This window comes from Bacillus alkalisoli, from assembly GCF_002797415.1.
Taxonomy (GTDB): domain Bacteria; phylum Bacillota; class Bacilli; order Bacillales; family Bacillaceae_I; genus Bacillus_CD; species Bacillus_CD alkalisoli.
In genome coordinates this window covers 984371-1005906 of record NZ_KZ454944.1, presented here as the reverse complement: position 1 = coordinate 1005906, position 21536 = coordinate 984371, and the positions used below count along the sequence as shown (strand labels likewise).

The window sequence follows — 21536 nt, the reverse complement described above, 5'->3', positions numbered from 1 at the left end:
AAGTTAATAATAATGTTTTACAAAGTATAGCAATAAATAAATTGGGGCGAAAATAATTGAAAAATAATACTTTAATTATTCATTTGTTACCTTATTATGCAACTCACGCTCGGAAATTAGTACATCTCTTGCTTTACTTCCGTTTGCACCAGTAATTATTCCGTTTGCTTCCATCATATCAATTAGGCGAGCTGCTCGATTATAACCAATTCTGAATTTCCTTTGAAGGCTTGAGGTTGAAGCTGTAGTTTGTTCTACGACAAATTCACAAGCTTCATAAAACAAGTCGTCTTCTTCCTCCTGAACTTTTAGCTCTTGTAAAAGTTCTTCTTGTTGAAATAGGTAGTTTGGCTTTTGTTGTTGTTTCACATGCTCTACAATACGTTCCATCTCTTCATCACTAACAAAGTTACCTTGAACACGTCTAGGCTTTGTCGCCCCATTCTCTAAAAGCAACATATCTCCTCTTCCAAGCAACCTCTCCGCTCCACCAATATCAATTATCGTTCGCGAATCTACTTGTGAGGAAACAGAAAAAGCAATTCTAGTTGGAACGTTAGCTTTAATTAAACCAGTAATAACATCTACGGATGGCCTTTGAGTAGCAATAAGTAAGTGAATTCCACATGCCCTAGCCTTCTGAGCGATTCTACAAATGGATTCCTCTACATCACCAGGAGCCATCATCATTAAATCTGCAAGCTCATCAATAATAATAACTAAATATGGTAGCTTTTCTTGATTATGAGATAGTGCTTTTTCGTTAAACCTAGCAATATCTCTTACTTGTGCATGAACAAACAATTCATATCTTCTTTCCATTTCTTCCACTGCCCATTTAAGCGCAGCAGTAGCCGCTTTTACATCTGTTATTACAGGACTGACTAAGTGCGGAATATGATTGTATGGTGTTAACTCTACCATTTTTGGATCAATTAATAATAGTTTTACTTCATCTGGTCTCGCTTTATATAACAAGCTAATAATAATGGAGTTTACGCAAACACTTTTCCCTGATCCTGTCGCTCCTGCAATTAGTCCATGTGGCATCTTTTGTAAATCTAAAACAACCGGGCTACCAGCAATATCAAGTCCTAAAGCAACAGCTAATGGTGATGGATTTTGAATAAATGATGGATGTCTTACAATTTCTCTCAGCACTACAGGTTGACTAACTCTATTAGGCACTTCGATTCCAATCGTATTTTTTCCAGGTATAGGTGCTTCCATGCGAATGTCCTTTGCCGCAAGACTTAATTTTATATCATCACTTAGATTGGTTATTTTATTTACTTTAACACCAGGCTCGGGGTGTACTTCGAATTGAGTTACACTAGGTCCTTGTGTTGCATTGACAACTGTTGCACCAACTTTAAAATGATGTAAGGTTTCATTCAGCAATCTTCGTTGTTCTTCCACCCACTCATCGTTATCGTCTGCTCTCTTAATAGGAGGATTTAACAATGTAATAGTCGGTAGTTTGTAAGTAGACTCATTCATGCTCGGAGATTGTTGTTCTACTTTCTTCTTCTCTAACATACGTCTATCTTGTTTTAACATCAACACGTTGTAAGGAATAGGTGAGCGTTTTCGTTCTTCCCTTTGTCTATTGCTTACTGTTTGGTTCTTTGAATCTATTTCTCTATTATTATTATTAGAACTAGTAGTAGTAACTAAGGTGATTTCTTCTTCCTGTTGTACTATTTCCGCTTCATCCATTTCACTTATCTCTGCCACTTCTACTACTTCAATAAGTTCATGAGAATCACTATTTTCATCATAAAAATTATTCTCTTCTAATTCGACCGAAGTATCTTCCACTTTTAAAAGCACTTCATTTGTCTCTTTTTCCTCCTCTATAAATGTTTGTTGTTCTATTCCGTCCGTATCGACAACAAAAGTTGGCTGCCAGTTGCTTTTTAATTCAAACTCAGGTATAGCATCTAGCTCTATTTGCTTTTTTCGCCTATTGAAGCCATACACAGGGGATGGTACCTCTGTCGGATAAAATGGTCTTTTTTTCAATGCTTGTGCTTTTAACGCTTTTTCCCACTGGTTTTCTTCTAATGGTTTTTCTATTAATGGTACACTTTCTTCTTTTTCTTGTTCTTTGTTTCTTTTACTTGTATTGTTTTTCTTGTTAAATGTAGTCTCATTATTTCTTTCATTATTTCTTCTAATTCTTTTAGGTGGCTTTTGTTTTGTTTCTTGCAACACAGGAAATAGATCCGACTTTTCAGGATATTGGTATTTTACTTTTGTTTTAATATCTATTGATTCGATTGGGCTTTCTGCTTCTACTGAATTACTAGAAGTTTTACGTACCTCTTGTTCATTTTCTTCCTTCCATAAAGAACGAACTTTATCTAACCATTTCAACATACATCACACTTTCTATAATCTTTTGAAAAAACCACTAGAAAAAGATCTAGTGGCATTTTATTATTACTCATTTTCTTCCGTATCTTTTTCTACTTTAATATTTCCTAAAATAAAAATAGGTTCTAATTTACCTTCTTCATATAAGAATGATAAAGCAGTGATTGGTACTTTTCCGTTAACGAAAAATCCCATTGTCATTTGAGCCAATATATCATAACCTGTTTTGTTTTCAATATCACCGATAATTAATACGTCTTGGTGAGGAACAGAAATCGTCATAGTTCCCTTAACACTTTGTTTCATGTGCTGTAAAAATGACTCATTTAAAATTCTACTAGCATCATAACCGTCTTTAGTGTTTAAGAAATAATAAGAGTTTCCAGCGACACGATCTTCTTTCATCTCTGTTGAAAGCGAACGGACATTGAACATGGCCATTTCTCTTATTGTTTCATTTGTTAAATCCTCTTTAGCAGCCATACGTTCATCGATAAGACGGTAAGTACTTCCAAGGTCTATAGCATAGTAGACTCTAGTTTCAGCAGTATGGTCATCATAAACCAACGAAACATCATCACTATTTACTATCGGAAAAGAAGTGGAACGAATAACAGGGAAGATGTGGCGTTCCTGTCCATTTAGCGTTATTTGCTTTCTCATACTTGTTAAAGTTTCTTGTACATAGTATACGTACTCTTCTACTGCTTTCTGGCCATTCTGTTCGTATTTTGCAATTAGACCAGAAAGTGAAATAGTAATTCCTTTACTAGAATTTTTATCTTCTACCCTCACAGAGTCTTTCTCTCTTTCATATGTAAATATCCAGTTAGGATGGTCTAAACTCTCTTGCAACAGTTTCTTCATTTTTAAACTTGTCATTTTGGTCAAGGTTGTTTCCCCTTTCCATTTCTTAATTGCTACATTTATTTCCAAAAAACATACAAATAAACACGCATACTATATTGTACAATAAAGTTGATTTAATAAGAAGGAAAAAGAAACCTGCTATAGACGCTTCCTTACTTTTTTATTTTTACAATCAATGTAGACAACCTATTTTTCTCTTGTTAAATAATTTGCACTAGGTTTTTTAACCAAACATTTAAACAAGTGGTATCAAGTCCTATTTTTTAAAATTTTATTAGATGACTTATTTCCTCTTTATTCTTCTAGGCATATATTCAATAGGGTAAAATCCATATTTTTATTAATTTAATTTTCGGTTCCCCATCTCTAGTAATTTTTATCTAGTAAATTACTATATGTAAAAAATACCTATATTCTCAATTTATGTTAATCCATCAATGCTTTTAGCCTTACTCCACAAAATTACTTTAGACTCTCATCCATTTCTTTATCCCTATGACAAAAAACGAGCTGTACGACGTTCCTATCATTTTTAGAATATTCAGAAATATTAATTGTTTTTTCGACATTTTTTTTTCACATTGTTTAATACGCTTTACTTGTCACCACGACTTTTACATAAGCCTACTTAGCTGAAAAGCATTAAGGCATACTCTTTTATCCTATTGATAAATAGAGTAAAGGTCAGACAAATACAACGGTGGAAGGAGGGTTTTTCATAGCTTTTCATATCTATTAAAACAAAGGGGATGGGTAAATGAAGTGTCGAACGAAAAAAGTTTTTTCTAAATTTTTACTAGTAGCAATGTGTTTCATGCTAATTGTACCAAGCTTTTTGGCAAGTAATGCATCAGCTCGATCAAAAGGGGCTAGCACTTCCTTTTCGACGGATGCAAAAGAAGCAGCTGCTAATAAAATTAGCAATAAACTCCAAAGTGAGTTTTCAAAAGATGAAATGGTTACATTCCTTGTAAAGTTCAAGGATCAAGTAGATACAATGGAAGTAGCAGCTGAAATGGAGAAAAAAGCACAACTTCAAAAAAACACTCCAGCTCAAACTACTTTAATGAAACGTCATGCAATTGTTTCTGAGCTTCGAGCTACAGCAATTGAAACTCAGGCAAATGCTCTTTCTTACTTAGAAAAAGCAGAAGCAAAAGGAATTGCTAAAGATGTTCAATCTTTCTTCATTGTTAACGGTCTTGCAGTGACTGCTACTAAAGAAGTAATGGAACAATTAGCAGCATTTCCTGAAGTAGAAAAAATCACGCCAAATGAAGAAGTAGAATTATATCCAGCAATTGAATCACCTACTGCATCGGTTGGAGTTGAGGCAGATGTTCCTGAGCCTTCATCCGAAAATGTAGAGTGGAATATTCAACAAGTAGGAGCTCCACAAGCTTGGGAAATGGGTGTTGACGGGCAAGGTGCTGTTGTAGCAATAATGGACACTGGTGTTCAATGGAATCACCCAGCATTAATGCACCAATATCGTGGATTTGATCCTAACAATCCTAACAGTCCATCTCACGCTTACAACTTCTTTGATGCTGTTAACGGTCAATCAGCTTCTTACGATGACCATGGTCATGGTACACACGTAGCTGGTACAGCTGTTGGCGGAGAGCAAAACGGCACGAATAAAGTTGGTGTTGCTCCTGGCGCAAAATGGATAGGAGTAAAGATTTTAGCTGCATCTGGTGGAGGAACTCAAGCTCAGATTTTAGCAGGAGCTCAATGGTTACTAGCTCCAACTGATGCAAATGGTACACCAAATCCAGCTATGGCTCCTGATATTGTAAACAACTCTTGGGGTGGCGGTGCTGGAATGAACGAATGGTTCCGTCCTATGGTGCAAGCATGGAAAGCAGCGGACATCTATCCTGTATTCGCAGCTGGAAATACAACAGCAACTAACCCTGGTGGTCCTGGATCTGTAGCCGTTCCAGCAAACTACCCTGAGTCATACGCAGTTGGTGCAACTGACGTTAACATGAACTTAGGTAGCTTCTCTTTACAAGGTCCTTCTCCATATGGAGAAATGAAACCAAATGTTTCTGCTCCTGGTGTAAGTATCCGATCTTCAACCCCCGGAAGTGGATATACTGGTGGATGGAACGGTACTTCCATGGCTGCTCCACACGTAGCTGGTGCAGTTGCATTATTAAAACAAGTAAATGCTTCTCTATCCATTGATGAGATTGCAGAAATTTTAGAAACAACAGCAACTCCAAGAACTAACTCTCAATACCCTGAAGCACCAAACAACGGCTTCGGTCATGGGATTATTAATGTACATGATGCTGTTTCTTCGATTATCTCTGGATTAGGAAAAATTAAAGGGCAAGTTGCAAAAGATGGTGAAGATAACGAACCTCCGACTTTCGAACATGCAGCACCTTCTGAAACATACGCTGGCATGACTTTACCTTTAAGCATTAACGTACAAGATAACGTAAGTATTTCTGCTGTAACATTACAGTATGAAAATCAAGATGGCCAATGGGTAGATGTTGCTGCTACTCGTACTTCTGGTACGTACAATAACGCTACTTTCCGTGCAGCTATTTCTGGTGAAGACATTGCAGTACCAAGTGTATCTTACCGATTCCACATCGTTGATTTTGGTGGAAACGAAGTAACAACAGATACTTATGAAGTAAGTGTTCAACCAGGTATTTCTATCGGATATTTCCAAGACTTTGAGTCTGATCCAGTTGGTTGGTATTCTTTCGGTAACAACAACAGCTGGGAGTGGGGAGTTCCTACAAGCGGTCCTAATGGTGCATTTTCTGGCGAAAAAGTATATGCAACAAACTTAGCTGGTAACTATGCGAACAATGCGAACATGACGCTAGTAATGCCTCCAGTAGAATTACCTGCAAACAGTCCAGCTTATTTACAATATAAGAGTTGGCATAACCTAGAAACTCGTTGGGATTTCGGTCATGTGTTTGTTTCGACTGACGGCGGAGATTCTTGGACTCAAGCATATCGTTTTGATGATGTAACAAATGGATGGGTTGACCGTGAAGTTGACTTATCACAATATGCTGGTCAAACTATTTTAATTGGATTCAACGTAACAACCGATGGTAGTGTTGTACGTGTAGGTTGGTATTTAGATGACGTTCATTTAGCTGATGAGTCACTTAACTTATCTAGTACACATGTAAATGCTACACCTGATAAATCAGTTGCAGCAAAAGAATTAAAAGTAGATCCTAGCAAGATTGTTCCTGCTGGTTCACTTCAAGAATTTAAGGAAGTAAAAGTAAATGAATATCATCCAAACGTACTTCCGCTTGGTGCAACAGTAACGGTAGTGGAATCTAACCGTTCTATTCAAACAAATCCTGCTAATGGCTATTACGAGCTGTTACATGCTGCTGGAGAATATACGGTAAGAGCTGAAGCTTACGGTTATCATTCAGCTGAACAAACTGTTGATATCCCAGCTGATGGTGAAGCAGTTGCTAACTTTGTACTTGAAGAATTAGCTCAAGGTACAGTAAGTGGTACAATCACAAACAGTGCTACTGGTCAACCTGTTACAAACGCAACGCTTCTTCTTGTAGAAGATGCAGCAGTTGCTCCAGTAACTACTGATGAAAATGGGCATTTCTCCATCACTGCTTATGAAGGAGATTACACGTTACGTATTATGGCTCCTTCTTACTACAGTGAAACAATCGAGGTAACAGTTTCTGGTGACACAGAGCTTAACTTAGAATTAAGACCATTTATCGGATACCCTGGTGAAATTGGTTACGATGATGGAACAGCAGAAAATGCACGTGCATTCTTTGATGCTGGTAACGGTTGGGCTGTAAAAATGTCTTTACCTGAAAATCAAGATCAAGCTCTTGTAGCTGGTGGATTATTCCGATTCTGGGATACTTCATGGCCAACTCCTGGTGGAACAGCATTTAAAGTAGCTGTATACGATGCAACTGGTCCAGATGGAGCACCAGGTCAGAGACTAGCTGGTCCAATTGACGCAATTGCGCAACGTGATGGCGGATGGACAGAAGTTGATTTATCTGAATTAGGTATCATCGTAGAACAAGACTTCTACATGGTATATATACAAGCGAATCCAAATCCTAATGCACCTGGTTTAGGTACAGATGAAAACGGACCAAATGCAGGTCGTAGCTGGCAATATGTTGGCGGTGCATGGTCACCTGCTCCTGCGGCAGAAGGTAACTATATGATTCGCGCTATCGTTAATTACGAAGTAACAGCACCAGCTATTACTTCTCCTAGTGATGAAACTTACACTAGCAATGAGAATGTTACAGTAGAAGGTAAAGCTGCTCCGACTACAACTGTTCACTTATTCAATAATGGTGAAGAAGTTGGTACAACAACAGCTACAGAAGCTGGAACATTTACAATTGATACAACATTAACAGAAGGTACAAACACGTTCACAGCTAAAGCTTCTACAGATAGCGGAATAACAGACGAATCCGCACCAGTTACAGTTGTTTTAGATCAACATGCTCCTGAGCTAGCAATTACAAGCCCAGAGAATGGAGATAAAACAAATCGTGAAACAGTTACAGTTACAGGTACTGTAGCAGATACAAACTTAGATTCTGTGAAAGTGAACGGTCAAAACGTAACTGTTACAGATGGTTCTTTCTCTCACCGAGTAATGCTTGAAAATGGGGAAAACCATATTGTAGTAGTTGCGTTAGACAAAGCAGGTAACTCCTCTACGGAAAGTGTAGTAGTATACGCAAACTACGATGCACCAGAAATTTCTAATGTCAAACCTGATCAAGACGTTCACTTAAATGCAGGTCAGACGGTAAAAATTGAGTTAACTAGTGAGCCAGGATTACAAGCATCTTTTACAATCCGCATGCCGCTAACTAACTTAGGTAGTGAGGTCGAAGTTGCAAATGCGATGGAATTACCATTAGTTGAAACATCTCCTGGTAATTACGAAGGTTACTGGACAGCAACTTCAAGTGTCGTTGCAGAAGGCGCTGAAATTGAAGTGAAAGTGGCTGATGAATACGGTAACGTTACACGTCAAATTGCTGATGGAAAGCTATTCATCAATGTAGGTAGTGATAATGACGGCCCTGGAAAGCCAGATAAACCTGGAAAACCAGATAAGCCAGGTAAAGGGAACGGACGAAACTAATACAAAAAAAGGCTTAGTGGCCACTCGTGGCTAACTAAGTCTTTTTTTTCATTATAATGATTGTAAAAACGATTCAATTTCTTGTTGCGTTTTACGGTCTTTGCTTACAAAGCGCCCTGCCTCTTCTCCACCTTTAAAAGCTACAAAGCTTGGGATACCAAAGACACTTAACTCACTACATAAATCAATAAATTCATCGCGATCTACATATAAAAATTTATATTGAGAGAACTTTTCCATGATTTCAGGTAATACTGGCTCAATTATCACACAATCTGGACACCAGCTTGCAGAGAACATAAGTACTACATTTTCCGTTTCTTTTAATGTATGAAATTGCTCCATTGATTGTAATTTTTCCATTCTTCCTTATCCCCCTAAATTAATTTTCATGTCGCCATCTTTAATGTAAGATTTTTTCCTCATCCATTCGGATATGATTAAACTTATCACAGCAGGACCAACAATGTGAAGCATCAACACTTGTAAGAATACAGCGGTTGTAAACCCCATCGCATTGAACGTCATTATTTGGCCAACAAAGCCACTCGTACCCATTCCAGCACCAGCTGCAATGTTCGTCATTGAAAACAATGCAATTCCAATTGGAGCTAAAATAGCACCTGCTACTGTTGGCGGTATTAAAATGAGTGGATTTCTAATAATATTAGGGACTTGTAACATAGACGTACCGATTCCTAATGCAAACAATCCAGAAACTTTGTTGTCTCTATAACTACTCACTGCAAAGCCAACCATTTGAGCTGCACATCCGATCGTAGCTGCTCCAGCTGCCAACCCTTCAAGTCCCAACATTAACGCAATGGCTACACTTGAGATTGGTGCAGTTAAAGCTAATCCCATTAACACAGCAACTATCACACCCATTATAATAGGTTGTTGTTCTGTTGCCCACATAATAACTTCTCCGAAATATTGTAATCCAGTACTGATTGGTGGTCCAATAAATGTACCAACTAAAAATCCAACAAATATAGTTACGAATGGGGTTATGATAATATCAACCTTTGTTTCTTTAGAAACAAGCTTCCCAAATTCTGTCGCTAAAAGAGCCGCAATAAAACTACCTGCTGGTCCACCAAGTGGCGCGCCAGCTGCCCCTGCTACTAGTGCAGAAAAAATTACTAATGGAGGTGCTTTAAGTCCAAAAGCTACCGCAACACCTATACCTGGTCCCATCAACCCCATGGCTAGTACACCCATGTCTTGAAAATATGTACCAATAGTAAAGAAATTAGGAATTAACTGAAGCTGTTCCCCAATTGTTTTAATAATTAAGCCGATAATTAAAGTTGAAAACAACCCTAAAGCCATGAAAGATAAACCATCAATCAAATAAACTTTTGGAGATAAAGTAACACCTTTTTTAGTAAAAAATCTTTTCAAATAATTTCATCTCCTTTCTAACTTAATAATAGCCTATATTCTACCGATATCAATATTACAAGGCTACACAATAAAAATATTTTATTGAGAAATACGTAGAATTATGTCTATAATTGTCTTAAAATATCAGATAATTATCAAAATACATATAATTCGAATTTAGTCGATTTATTATGGGGGTGCAGAATGAAAACAATTAGAGGAAGAGTAAGATTTATTTTAGCAACTGCAATTGCTGGTTTGGTAATCGTGCTATTATGTAACTTTTTATTTTATTTTATTCAGTCAAATGCTAAACAACAAGAAGTTGCGCTACTAGAAACCGTTAATGGCAGTAAAGAAATTAAATTTTCATTTGCTGAAACTAGACGATTTGAGCAAGAATTTTTACGTCAGCCTACCGATGGAACTGCAGAAAAAATTAAAGAAACAGCTGCTTCCATCAATGACATGTCTCAAACATTGTCAACTAATTTTACGGATCAAGAGGAAATTTTAGGTCAATTCCAGCAAATTGAACGAGCAACAAATACATATATTGCTGAATTCGAAGAGTTAGAAAGCTTGTACCGCGAGATAGGCTTTAGCGAGTTTCAAGGTTTGAGAGGAGAAATTACGAGCTTAGCTAGAAACTTGACTGCTAACACTAGAGGTTTGAGTGATCCAGAAATGGATGAACTCCTAACAAATATTCGTTTATATGAACAACAATATTTAACTTTACGTCATGACACTATTTTTAGAGACTTTACAAATGCAACGAACACTTTTAGGCAGTTGCTAACAGAAGGTGATTATTCGGAATCTAATAAATCTACTATTGTTCGATTATTTGATCCTTATGTAGAATCCATGAAAACTATTCAGGATAACTACATGCAATCTTCTAGTTTAATTCGTAATTTTGAACAGATTAGTACAACAGTAGAATTAAGTGTGAGTAGAGTGGAAGATAGTATTTCTACCCTACAACAAGAAATTCAAACGGAACTAAACAATACTTTACAAACAACAATGCTTGCCACAGTTATTTTAAGTATTATCATTTTAATTTTCTTAACGATTATCGGTTACTTTTTAAATAGAAATATATATCGTTCTATTAAGTCATTAAAAGAAGGCGCATCGAAAATAGGAGAAGGCAACTTTGCCCACCGTGTGCCTATTACAACGAAAGATGAAATGGCGGAACTCGGCGAAACTTTTAATAAAATGGCGGAAAAGATGCAATTATCTCTAATTAAAGTAATGGATGCAACAGATATGCTCCATTCTTCGTCTCAAAATTTGGCGGCTATTTCGGAGGAAACGACAGCACAATCAACAGAAGTGAATGAAGCGATAAAACAAGTTGCCATTGGATCAAGTGATCAAGCAAGACATTTAGAAGAAAGTAATGATATTTTACAGCATGTACAAAGAGCTATAAATGAGACGATGAGATTAACGCTTGTTATTAAAGAAAAAGCTGGACAGGCGCAGTTACAAGGTGAAGAAGGATTAGGTATTGTTCAAGAACTTAAGGCCTCATCGAATCAATTCTTACAATTAGCAAATCATTTAACGGAACAAGTTCAAACAGCAACAAATCAATCACAACAAATCAGCTCTATTGTTGGTACCATACAAGAAATTGCAGAAAATACTGACCTACTAGCATTAAATGCAGCCATTGAATCAGCTAGAGCTGGTGAAGCTGGTAGAGGTTTTGCTGTAGTAGCTCAAGAAGTCCGCAAGCTAGCAGAACGTTCCAAAGCGGAAGCATTATCAATTAAAAAGCTAGTTTCTACTATGGGATCACAAATGACAAAACTATCAAAAGAGGCGGAACAGTTCAGCGAGTACCGAAACTTACAAGAAAAATCAGTGGAAGTGACTCAACAATCTTTCGTATCCATTGCTTCTAATGTAAAAGAAATACATGGAAAAGTCGAAGAAGTAGAACAATCTATGAATGCAGTTCATGTAGCAAACAACTCTTTAACAGAAAAAATCTCAGAAGTTCAATACATTTCAGAAGAAGCAGCAGCAACTTCCGAACAAGTAAGCGCTTCAAGTGAACATCAAATTGTTGCAATAGAACAAGTGAACTATGCAGCGATCTCGTTAACTGATATTGCAAATGAATTACAAGATGAAGTTAGTCAGTTCATTGTAAAAGAAGAAATGTCATTTGAAAACTCAGAAGAAAAAGAACCAATTATTTCGGAAGAAGAACTAACGTTTGAAGATAATGAAGCTACAGATGAAAGTGTAGAAGATAACAATATGGAGGAAGAAATTCTTCATACAGAAAAAGATTCGGAAGAACACTACCAGAAATAGAAAAAGGAGACCAATAGTTTAACTACTGGTCTCCTCTTTTTTGTAAGCTTTGATTATAAAATGGATCCTTATTGTTTAATGTTAACCGAATTAATAATATCTATCATATCTTGAACGCTTTGTTTCATATTTGCAGCAGATGTGATGGTAGTCATCTTCATTCCGCCGATACCAACTATTACTTCGTAAGTCTGTTCACTAGGCCCATTGTCTACTATAAAGAATATAAAGTGTTCCTCATTGTTTAATTGTTTATTAACAATAGGATCTTCATAAAAACCTAGTGTTGTTTCATATACAACAACAGATGAAACAGATTCTAAAGGATTAACAAATAAAATGTATGTTTGATCATTATTTTCAATGACAATATTGTTATTTACTTCACTTTCAATGGTAAATGCAGATGGTAGATAATAAGAGATGTTTTCTGTTTCTGTATTAGCTTCTTTCGTTTCTTCAGCTAATGAAGACTCAACAATTTGAATAGAAGCATCAACCGCTTCTTGTTCAGTTATACTACAACCAGCTAAAGAGATTATTATTAATGAAAATAATGATAAATATAATATTTTATGTATGAAGCTATTCTTATTCAACAATACTTCCACTCCTTAGTACATTTCTACTATCTTTCTTTAATACTATCATAACTATCAATGTATAGTGTGACAACATATTTTAAAAATTTACTTAATTCTTTTTCTTATGTTAAAATTTGATAGTTGAATACTTTTTATTCAGAATCTAAGGAGGCGTGTGAGCAGATGAACTTAACCGTATACTTAGCAGGAGAAATTCATACAAATTGGCGTGAGGAATTAAAAGAAAAAACGAAGGCATTAAACTTTGATATCCGATTCGTTGGTCCTATGACAGACCACGATAAATCGGATAATATTGGGGAAATGATCTTAGGAGAGCAACCAAACCCAGTTGCAAAAGATGAGGCCGCATCTAAAATTAACAATGTAAGAACACAAATACTTATGCAAAAATCAGATTTAGTCATTGCTTTGTTCGGTGAAAAATATAAACAGTGGAACACTGCTATGGATGCTAGTACTGCTATAACGATGAATAAACCACTTATCTTAATAAGGCCAGAAAATTTACACCATCCATTAAAAGAACTTTCTAACAAAGCAAATGTTACAGTAGAAACTGTTGATCAAGCATTAAAGGTTTTACATTATATCTTTGAATAAGAAAAAATAAAACAGAGCTTGGGATAAAACTAATTCTCATTCTTAAATAAAATACTAATGTAACTTACCTTTTAAATACCGCAGATGATTGGAGCGCAAGCCTTCGCTTTCCGCGGGCGGTAAAAAGGTAGGTTATTTTCACTGTCGTGAAAAAACCTACTCCTCTGCGCAAGCGCCTGTGGGGTCTCACTTAACACGCTTTCCCGCAGGAGTCTTCGGCTTGCACTCCAATCATCTGCTGGAAAGTTAAGAATGTAAAATTCCATTTTGAAAAATTTAAAAAATCCGAAAAACCCTCGATTTATTAGGGTTAATGTTCGGATTTTACTTATATTAATTTAGTTTTGGCTCAGCCTCGTTTTATTAAATTGCCATTGTCCAATCAACAATTTACATACATGTTCAAACATTTCAATTCGGTTTATTGCTCCATTAGTAAAAATACCAACTGCACCTTCTTTTTTACTAATATCATTTCGATTGCAAAAATCATTCATAATTTGCCCAAGTTCTCTTCCACCTTTAAGCTCCGCTTGAAAATGGTCAGGCAATGGTATTCTTGCTCCACTCGCCAAAAATACGTTTCCTTCCTTATCTACTAACGCACCCCAATTACAAACAATTAACTGTTCATTTACTATATCAATACCACCTTCAAGTCCAATCGCAAAAACAGTCTCATCTTCAGTTGAGCAGTTAAACGCTCTATTTTTAGCGCCTTGTAACGTTTCCGAATCCGTCATAGGCTGAGCTGAAACTCCAGACTCGACTTCTTTTCCAATCACCGTAAGATGTAAACCAAGGGCCTTTATTGCATTTTCAACAGCTTTTATTTTTGCCGGATTCCTCGAACCGATAACCACCTTATCTTCCACAATACCTCAGACTCCTTAAATTAAATAGAGAAAAGCGATGAGAGAAATATCCCATCGCTTGTAAAAATCATCTCACTTTTATTGCATCAACTGTTGCTCTGTCAGCAGATTTCACTAGTTTCACAATTAGTTCTTTTGCTGCAGCGTAATCATCTACATGTACGATAGAAGCATGTGTATGAATATAACGAGAACAAATTCCAACTACCGCAGAAGGAACACCTTCATTAGAAGTATGAACTCTTCCTGCATCTGTTCCGCCTTGCGAAATAAAATATTGGTATGGGATTTTATTAGTTTCAGCTGTATCCAAAATAAAATCTCTCATTCCAACATGTGTAATCATGGAACGGTCGTAAATTCTTAAAAGCGCTCCTTTACCTAAGTGGCCAAACTCATTTTTGTCACCAGTCATATCATTCGCTGGTGATGCATCTAGTGCGAAGAAAATGTCAGGCTTAATCATATTTGCAGCTGTTTGCGCACCACGTAATCCTACCTCTTCTTGCACTGTTGCACCAGAATATAAAACGTTTGGTAATTTTTCGTTTTGTAATTCTTTTAACAGCTCAATAGATAGTCCGCATCCGTAGCGATTGTCCCATGCTTTTGCTAATACTTTCTTTTCGTTTGCCATTGGTGTAAATGGACAGATTGGAACAATTTGTTGTCCAGGTTTTACACCTAAGCGAAGTGCATCTTCTTTATCGTCAGCACCAATATCAATTAGCATGTTTTTCATATCCATTGGCTTACTACGTTTTGCTTCATCTAAAAGATGTGGAGGAATGGAGCCGATCACACCGATAATAGGACCGTTATCAGTAATAATTTGTACACGTTGTGCTAATAGTACTTGGCTCCACCAGCCACCTAATGTTTGAAAGCGTAACATACCATTTTCTGTAATGGATGATACCATAAAACCAACTTCGTCCATGTGACCTGCTACCATTACAGTTGGACCAGTTTCGTCTCCTCTTTTTACCCCGAAAATACTTCCTAATTTGTCTTGAACAATTTCATCTGAATACTTTTCTAATTCTGAACGCATGAATTTGCGTACTTGATGCTCAAATCCAGGTGCTCCTGGTAGCTCTGTTAATGTTTGAAAAAGTGCTTTTGTTTCGTTATTCATTATGTACTCCCCTTTGTAAGTATGTAGTGAATTTTATTTCGTTTAGGTTATCGAAATATTTTTACTACTATTGTACCGAACTTTCAAACTTCTTTCCAGTTTTCCCGTTACTTTTATTGTTTTAGATTGTATACTTATAAATAACATTAACTTTTGCATACACTAATGAATATGGTATGAGAAGAACGTTAGGCATAATAACTATATAAAAATTAGGAGGTTTCCCTAATGAAATGTAGAACTTTTCTCCTTGGAGTAAGCGTTGGGGCTGCTGCTGCATTGTTAATAAATGAAGCAACGAAAGGTCAGCCCATTAAGCCCGAGAAAGCATTAAAAGTCGCAAAAGATGCATTTAAGCAAAAAGGTCCAGTAGACGGGTCCTGGATTCATATGCTACCAGAAGACTATTACGTAAATGAAATTCCTTATAAAGTATATAAAGGTGGAATTTCAAGAAGAAATAATGGCACATTGGAACAATATGAATTTGTAGTAAATTTAAAAGACGGTAACTTGCTTGATGTTAAACAACTAACAACTGTTTAATCTTTACTAAGACTGACCTATCTACAAGGAAGGACAGTCTTTTTTATATTTGTCTATTCACTTTATCTGTTATCTCATACGCATCATTCCATTTTATAGCTCGATATTGTGCATCATGATAAAAAGTGAACCAAACGTTTTGCTGTTGGCCAAATGGTATCCATTTTTCTTTTGCAAAAATAGAAGTCATCGGATAGTCATCATACGCTAATACCCACAGTGATTGTTGGTGTGCATGTGTTGGCATTAAATCACCCATATGAAGTACACGTTCGTCCCCATTCTGAATGTAAATAACGGAATGACCATCACTATGTCCACCTGTATGAATTATCTTTACTCCCTCTACTACTTCTAGTTCATTTGTGAAAGTTTGTACTTGGTCTACAATAGCTTCCCAGTTCATATTCCAATATGTATTTTTAGAGCGTATATTCGGATCTCTCATTTCCTGCCACTCAGTCTCAGAAGTAATAATTGTGGCATTAGGAAAGACAGATACAAACTCTTTACGTGCATCATCCCACATTGTTAAGCCACAGGCATGGTCAAAGTGCATATGAGTCATTAGGATGATGTCTATATTACTTGGAGTAAGTCCAAGTTGTTCCAGTTGCTCTTCTACTCTTGACTCTTCAGTTACACCAAAATTACGCTTCATCTTGTCATTGAGTTTTCCGTTTCCAATTCCAGATTCAATGAGAATATTTTTATCACCAGTTTGCAGTAAAATTGGATCAGTTCTTAGTTCTATCTGGTTCTTTTCATTTACTTTATACTTTTTTGACCATAACGGTTTTGGTACGACACCAAACATTGCTCCCCCATCAAGGTTCGTCACACCACCGTTTAGCCAAGTTAACTTCCAGTTACCTAATGTTAACGTTTCCATTGTTGTCATCCCCCTTCAATAAATATTTTAACATAAAGCTTGGTGAAGCTAATAAGATTACATTGTCCTAAAAATTGAAGTTGAACTTCATACCCGCTTATGAAGTTCATCTGGCACTAAAATTTTGTTGGTATTGAACTTCATACGGCCTATGAAGAAAGAGGCCCACAAGAACTAAAAAATGTTCTTACAGGCCTCTTTCATTTAATTCACTTGGTTTTGTCCCAGTTTCTTATTTATATTTTACTTCGCATCTGTAAATTGGTTGTCCTAGCTCTGAAAACTTTTGCTCATATTCAGTCATTACATTACCTTCATAATCACTATTATGAAGATCTAGACTAACATATTTTAGTTGTAAACCATACTCATTAAAACTAATCAATGAGTATTCAAATAAACCTCTGTTATCTGTCTTAAAATGAATTTCTCCTTTGTCCACTAACACTTTTTTATATAGGTCAAGAAAATCACTATGTGTTAGTCTTCTTTTTTCATGTCGCTTTTTCGGCCAAGGATCTGAAAAGTTCAAGTAAACTTGTCCTACTTCACTAGAAGCAAATATTTCAGGTAGATTAACTGCATCAACATTCAGTAGCTTTACGTTTGGTAATTTTGAATCAATTACCTTTTGTAAGGCAACTACAATTACACTTTCATACAATTCAATACCAATGTAATTAATGTTAGGATTTGCTGCTGCCATTCCAGTAACAAAATTCCCTTTACCAGTGCCTACTTCAATATGGATAGGGTTATTATTACCAAAAACTTCATGCCATTTCCCTTTATGTTCCTCCGGACTTTGGATAATAATATGTGGGTTACCCTCAATTAAATCTTTAGCCCACGGCTTATTTCTAATTCTCACTGTATTCACCTCTAGTTGATTTGATTTATTATAATGGATTTATTATCAATGTAATGCAATAAAAAGTTGTTGTTCCCTGTAGGTGCGAGACTCCTCGAAAATGCATACGCATTTTCTTCGTGCGAAGCATCTCTCAAGTAGCTTCCTTGTCTTGCGGGAGAGTGTGTCAAGGGAGACCCCACAGGCGCTTGCGCTGAGGAGGCTCCCGAGACCACCCGCGGAAAGCGAGCACCTACAGGGAACAACAACAATTTGTAACCAATATATATCTTTATTGTTATGCTAAGAAAACCCGTAAAAAAATCCATCTTTTAAGACCGATTGAATTTCCGTGTATAAGAAACAAAAAAAAACACACGATAATGTTAGAACGGTATGTTAAAGGAGTGTTTATAATGCCATTAAATCACCAAGACCAAATGCATTTACTAAAAGACATATTAGCAGATCACCAAATAGATTGTTGCGCATCTGTTGCCGAATACGAGCAACTAGAACGTGTCATAAAATCACTAATGGTCAATACGGAAGTGGACCAAAATGTGAAACACGTTCTAATGGATATATATTCCTATAGTCAAACGGGACGAGGCATCAAAGACGTGACTAATCATGTTACGTCTCACCAAGGGGACTTAACCAATTGGATTAATAGCATCGACCAATTTTCTTAAATGTTAGTGGGCAGTAAACTTTCAAGGTAAGTTAACCAGTAATTTAATTCTTTTTCCACACCACTTTTGTAATACCATTGAATGGAGTAAATGGATTGTGCAATAACATACCAGTGCATTCGTTGACGTAAATGGCTTGTTAATTCAATACCATACGTGCTTAGCCAACTCTCCCATTCCGATTCTTCCAAATACCAATATAGTACCATGCAAAGATCAATAGCTGGGTCAGCAATCATTGCGCCATCCCAATCAATTAAAAATAATTCATTTTGTTCGGACAATAACCAATTATTATGATTTAAATCACAATGACAAACGACTCTATCTTGAAATGATACGTTTGTCATTTCTTCTGTTAAGAAATGTAAAGCTTGTTGAATGACTTGAAGTTTCGCTAGTTGAGGATCCATACAATGTATGATGTCTTCTACAATTACAGAAGGCTCTAAAGGTTCCTTGCCTAAGCGAGTGAGCATGTCCAAAAGTTCTTTGGAATGATGAATTTTATGCAAGAGCTTAGCGACACCTTCCATTTTCATGTCGTGAGCTTTAAGTTCTCTAGCACTAATCCAATGCTGCGCAGTAATAACATCTCCGCTTTCTAATCTTTTCGTCCATACGAGCTTTGGAACGATTCCTTCTGCAGACAATACAGCTAAAAATGGAGAAGAATTTCTTTTTAAGAAAAGCTTCTTATCATTATTTTCTGCAAAATATGCCTCTCCAGTTAAACCACCTGCAGGACTAATTTTCCATTCATCACCTAATAAATGCTCCAACCAATTCACCTTCAATTTCAACACAACTTTTCATAAGAATTTGTATCAAGCATTCATTACACTATTGTACGAATACTTTCCTAATACGAGTCTATTTCTAAAAATTTATCTTTAATTTTCATAAAATTTAATGGTATATTCACTTCAAACAAAAAAGACAGCTATTGGACAATTTACACAATAGCTATCTTAATAAATTTTATCGTCATTTCCCATTTAAATCAAGTACTTGATGAAAGTTTAATGTTGAATTAACACGGTTGTACTTACAGGAAGAACTTCTATGCTATTTTCAAGCGTTTTTAATGTGGTTGTTCCTGCCTTTTCTCCCAACACGCACGCATTCCATTTCCCACCTGGCAATTTCACCATGTCCTTTTGTATAGCATTATTATATATTACTAAAATATTTTTACTGTTTCCGTATTGTTGTACATCTTTCAACGTGTAGGCGAACAATGAACCTTTTTCCATTACAACAGAAAAATGTTTTCTTATTTTGGAAGCGTTGGAAAATCGAAAGGCACTATGGGACTTACGTAAAGCTATTAAGCCTTGTACATACGATACTTGTTCTAGGTACTTATCTCTTCTTTCCCAATCAAGTGCATTAATCGTATCAGGGGATTTATAACTATTCTCATGGCCGTTTTTTGTTCGGAAAAATTCTTGACCCGCATGGATAAAGGGAACTCCTTGTGATAAAAATACAATTGCTGTTGCTAGTAAGTGACGCTTAATTCTTAAGTTTTCTTCTTCATGTGCATTACAAATGTTCATTTTATCCCATAAAGTATGGTTATCATGTGATTCAACATAGTTGATCGATTGAGTTGGCTCGACAAACAAACCTTTATTTTCATTGTTTAAACAAATACTGCCTATGACAGATTCTTTTAAAATTTGTGTTTTGTGTGTATTTCCTAATGCAAACCCTCTATCAAATAAATTAAATGTGCTTCCCTTTATTCCATCACGAAAGCGATCGTTAAAAAAGCTAATCCCCTGCATCTGCTGTGCATTGCTAATCATCGCCTTTTGTTCAGCCCTTATAGGAGTATTTAATTCCCATCCTTCTCCTAACAAGATGCAACCGCTTTTCACTTCATCTACTGCATTACGAATGTCATTCATCGTATCTATGTCTAAAATTCCCATTAGGTCAAAACGAAAGCCATCCACGTCAAATTCTTTTATCCAATACAGGATAGAATCCAAGATGAACTTTCTTACCATTTTTCTCTCTGAGGCAATATCATTTCCAACCCCAGTACCATTAGACGGCATCCCATGTTCATCATGTCGAAAATAGTATCCTGGAACAATTTTTTCAAAAGAAGATTCTTCTCTTATAAATACATGGTTATAGACCACATCTACTATCACTCTAATGTTTTTCTTATGAAAAGTGTCCACAAGTTGTTTCAGCTCTTTTATTCTTGAAAGTGGATTCGTCACACTTGTCGCATAACTACCTTGTGGTACGTTGAATAACAGTGGGTTATACCCCCAATTGTATTGCTTATCAGGGTGTAATTCATCGACTCCTCCGAATGTATTGATAGGTAGTAATTCCACATGGGTTATTCCTAGTTCTTCTAGATAGTTCAAACCAGTTATATGATTCGAAGATGTCTTGGTGCCTTCTTCAAGAAAAGCTAAATACTTCCCTTTTTGCTTCAACCCACTTTCTGCGTGGATGGAAAAATCCCTCACATGTAACTCGTATATAATCGCGTCTGTTATGCTTTTAAAAGGTGGAAGGGGATGAATGGCCATCCTTGTTTTTTCTGGGTTGATGATGATACCTGCTTCAACATTTGCGCTTACTGCTATTGAATACGGGTCTACTGCTTCACGCCAGACTAAATTTACACAAACTAAAAATGTATAGGTAAAATACTCTAAGTCCCCGTTTACAGTTAACCTCCATACACCTTTCTCTTCTCGTAACAGACTATATAAATTTTCATTTCCATTCAGCTCGATAATTTTTACTTTTACAGCACTTGCACTTGGAGCCCATATTGTAAAAGTAGTATCTGTTTTACTGTACGTGACTCCTAAATCATTACAATCATAATAAAACAATTCATCCCATTGTTCTGTTCGGATGACTGCACCAATTTGTAAGTCTGTTTTTCTACTATGTTCGTCCGTTATCCAATATTCAACACCGATTTGTAGTGGTTCTTCTAGCTGGCAAATGTACTTTATTTTATCTGGCAGATCAATTTTTTCGCCGATTCGCAATGACTTTGGGGGTAATGAGTTAGTTTCTAATGTGAAACTATTACTTAGACCACTATATTCACTTTTGGGCAATAATACTGTAATACTGTCTAATTTATCTATAAAGGCTTCGAATTCTCGCTTAACAGTAATCACCTATTCATTACACCCCCATA

At 36.2% G+C, this 21536-nt stretch carries 16 protein-coding genes; 5 read left to right on the top strand and 11 right to left on the bottom strand.

Annotated features, from left to right (window positions below; all coding sequences use genetic code 11):
• Window positions 1–75: 75 nt before the first annotated feature.
• Both CDZ89_RS04800 and CDZ89_RS04795 read right to left on the bottom strand, forming a co-directional pair.
• Entirely contained in the window at window positions 76–2382 is a 2307-nt protein-coding gene (locus tag CDZ89_RS04800; RefSeq protein ID WP_100333329.1) for a DNA translocase FtsK, read from the bottom strand.
• A 63-nt stretch (window positions 2383–2445) separates the two neighbouring features.
• Window positions 2446–3261: a DUF1444 domain-containing protein gene (locus CDZ89_RS04795; RefSeq protein ID WP_100334265.1), complete on the bottom strand. Its 816-nt coding sequence runs from the start codon at window positions 3259–3261 to the stop codon at window positions 2446–2448.
• A gap of 745 nt (window positions 3262–4006) precedes the next feature.
• Between CDZ89_RS04795 and CDZ89_RS04790 the strand changes: the two genes are divergently transcribed.
• Window positions 4007–8410, top strand: a complete 4404-nt coding sequence (locus tag CDZ89_RS04790; protein WP_100333328.1) for a S8 family peptidase — start codon at window positions 4007–4009, stop codon at window positions 8408–8410.
• A 51-nt stretch (window positions 8411–8461) separates the two neighbouring features.
• On the opposite strand, the gene CDZ89_RS04785 is transcribed toward CDZ89_RS04790, so the two are convergent.
• Window positions 8462–8773 (bottom strand): thioredoxin family protein, encoded by a 312-nt coding sequence (locus CDZ89_RS04785; RefSeq protein WP_096152915.1) that lies wholly within the window; start codon window positions 8771–8773, stop codon window positions 8462–8464.
• Between the two features lie 6 nt (window positions 8774–8779).
• Window positions 8780–9817 (bottom strand): PTS sugar transporter subunit IIC, encoded by a 1038-nt coding sequence (locus tag CDZ89_RS04780; RefSeq protein ID WP_096152914.1) that lies wholly within the window; start codon window positions 9815–9817, stop codon window positions 8780–8782.
• Window positions 9818–10003: 186 nt separating this feature from the next.
• Between CDZ89_RS04780 and CDZ89_RS04775 the strand changes: the two genes are divergently transcribed.
• Window positions 10004–12142 (top strand): methyl-accepting chemotaxis protein, encoded by a 2139-nt coding sequence (locus CDZ89_RS04775; protein WP_096152913.1) that lies wholly within the window; start codon window positions 10004–10006, stop codon window positions 12140–12142.
• A gap of 68 nt (window positions 12143–12210) precedes the next feature.
• Here the strand turns inward: CDZ89_RS04775 and CDZ89_RS04770 are convergent, their stop codons facing one another.
• The gene (locus tag CDZ89_RS04770) at window positions 12211–12744 is read right to left on the bottom strand and encodes a hypothetical protein (protein ID WP_096152912.1); all 534 of its coding nucleotides are present in this window, start codon (window positions 12742–12744) and stop codon (window positions 12211–12213) included.
• A 165-nt stretch (window positions 12745–12909) separates the two neighbouring features.
• On the opposite strand from CDZ89_RS04770, the gene CDZ89_RS04765 reads away from it, so the two are divergent.
• A complete protein-coding gene (locus CDZ89_RS04765; RefSeq protein WP_096152911.1) occupies window positions 12910–13350 on the top strand; it encodes a YtoQ family protein in 441 nt (146 codons plus the stop codon).
• A 338-nt stretch (window positions 13351–13688) separates the two neighbouring features.
• Here the strand turns inward: CDZ89_RS04765 and CDZ89_RS04760 are convergent, their stop codons facing one another.
• Together CDZ89_RS04760 and CDZ89_RS04755 are read right to left on the bottom strand one after the other, a co-directional pair.
• Window positions 13689–14225 (bottom strand): DUF84 family protein, encoded by a 537-nt coding sequence (locus CDZ89_RS04760; RefSeq protein ID WP_096152910.1) that lies wholly within the window; start codon window positions 14223–14225, stop codon window positions 13689–13691.
• Between the two features lie 67 nt (window positions 14226–14292).
• A complete protein-coding gene (locus tag CDZ89_RS04755) occupies window positions 14293–15363 on the bottom strand; it encodes a M42 family metallopeptidase (RefSeq protein ID WP_096152909.1) in 1071 nt (356 codons plus the stop codon).
• Between the two features lie 228 nt (window positions 15364–15591).
• Here CDZ89_RS04755 and CDZ89_RS04750 point away from each other — a divergent pair, with 228 nt between their 5' ends.
• Window positions 15592–15909 (top strand): PepSY domain-containing protein, encoded by a 318-nt coding sequence (locus tag CDZ89_RS04750; RefSeq protein ID WP_096152908.1) that lies wholly within the window; start codon window positions 15592–15594, stop codon window positions 15907–15909.
• Between the two features lie 43 nt (window positions 15910–15952).
• Here the strand turns inward: CDZ89_RS04750 and CDZ89_RS04745 are convergent, their stop codons facing one another.
• Both CDZ89_RS04745 and trmB read right to left on the bottom strand, forming a co-directional pair.
• Window positions 15953–16801 (bottom strand): YtnP family quorum-quenching lactonase, encoded by an 849-nt coding sequence (locus CDZ89_RS04745; RefSeq protein WP_096152907.1) that lies wholly within the window; start codon window positions 16799–16801, stop codon window positions 15953–15955.
• A 232-nt stretch (window positions 16802–17033) separates the two neighbouring features.
• Window positions 17034–17672, bottom strand: coding sequence for a tRNA (guanosine(46)-N7)-methyltransferase TrmB (trmB, locus tag CDZ89_RS04740; RefSeq protein ID WP_096152906.1), 639 nt, complete (start codon window positions 17670–17672; stop codon window positions 17034–17036).
• A 395-nt stretch (window positions 17673–18067) separates the two neighbouring features.
• Here trmB and CDZ89_RS04735 point away from each other — a divergent pair, with 395 nt between their 5' ends.
• On the top strand, window positions 18068–18346 hold the full coding sequence (locus CDZ89_RS04735) for a YtzH-like family protein (protein ID WP_096152905.1): 279 nt from the start codon (window positions 18068–18070) through the stop codon (window positions 18344–18346).
• On the opposite strand, the gene CDZ89_RS04730 is transcribed toward CDZ89_RS04735, so the two are convergent.
• Together CDZ89_RS04730 and pulA are read right to left on the bottom strand one after the other, a co-directional pair.
• Window positions 18343–19149, bottom strand: coding sequence for a phosphotransferase (locus CDZ89_RS04730; RefSeq protein WP_176483676.1), 807 nt, complete (start codon window positions 19147–19149; stop codon window positions 18343–18345). The genes CDZ89_RS04735 and CDZ89_RS04730 overlap by 4 nt on opposite strands.
• Window positions 19150–19368: 219 nt before the next feature.
• Window positions 19369–21516: a type I pullulanase gene (gene pulA / locus CDZ89_RS04725; RefSeq protein ID WP_096152903.1), complete on the bottom strand. Its 2148-nt coding sequence runs from the start codon at window positions 21514–21516 to the stop codon at window positions 19369–19371.
• Window positions 21517–21536: the final 20 nt, after the last annotated feature.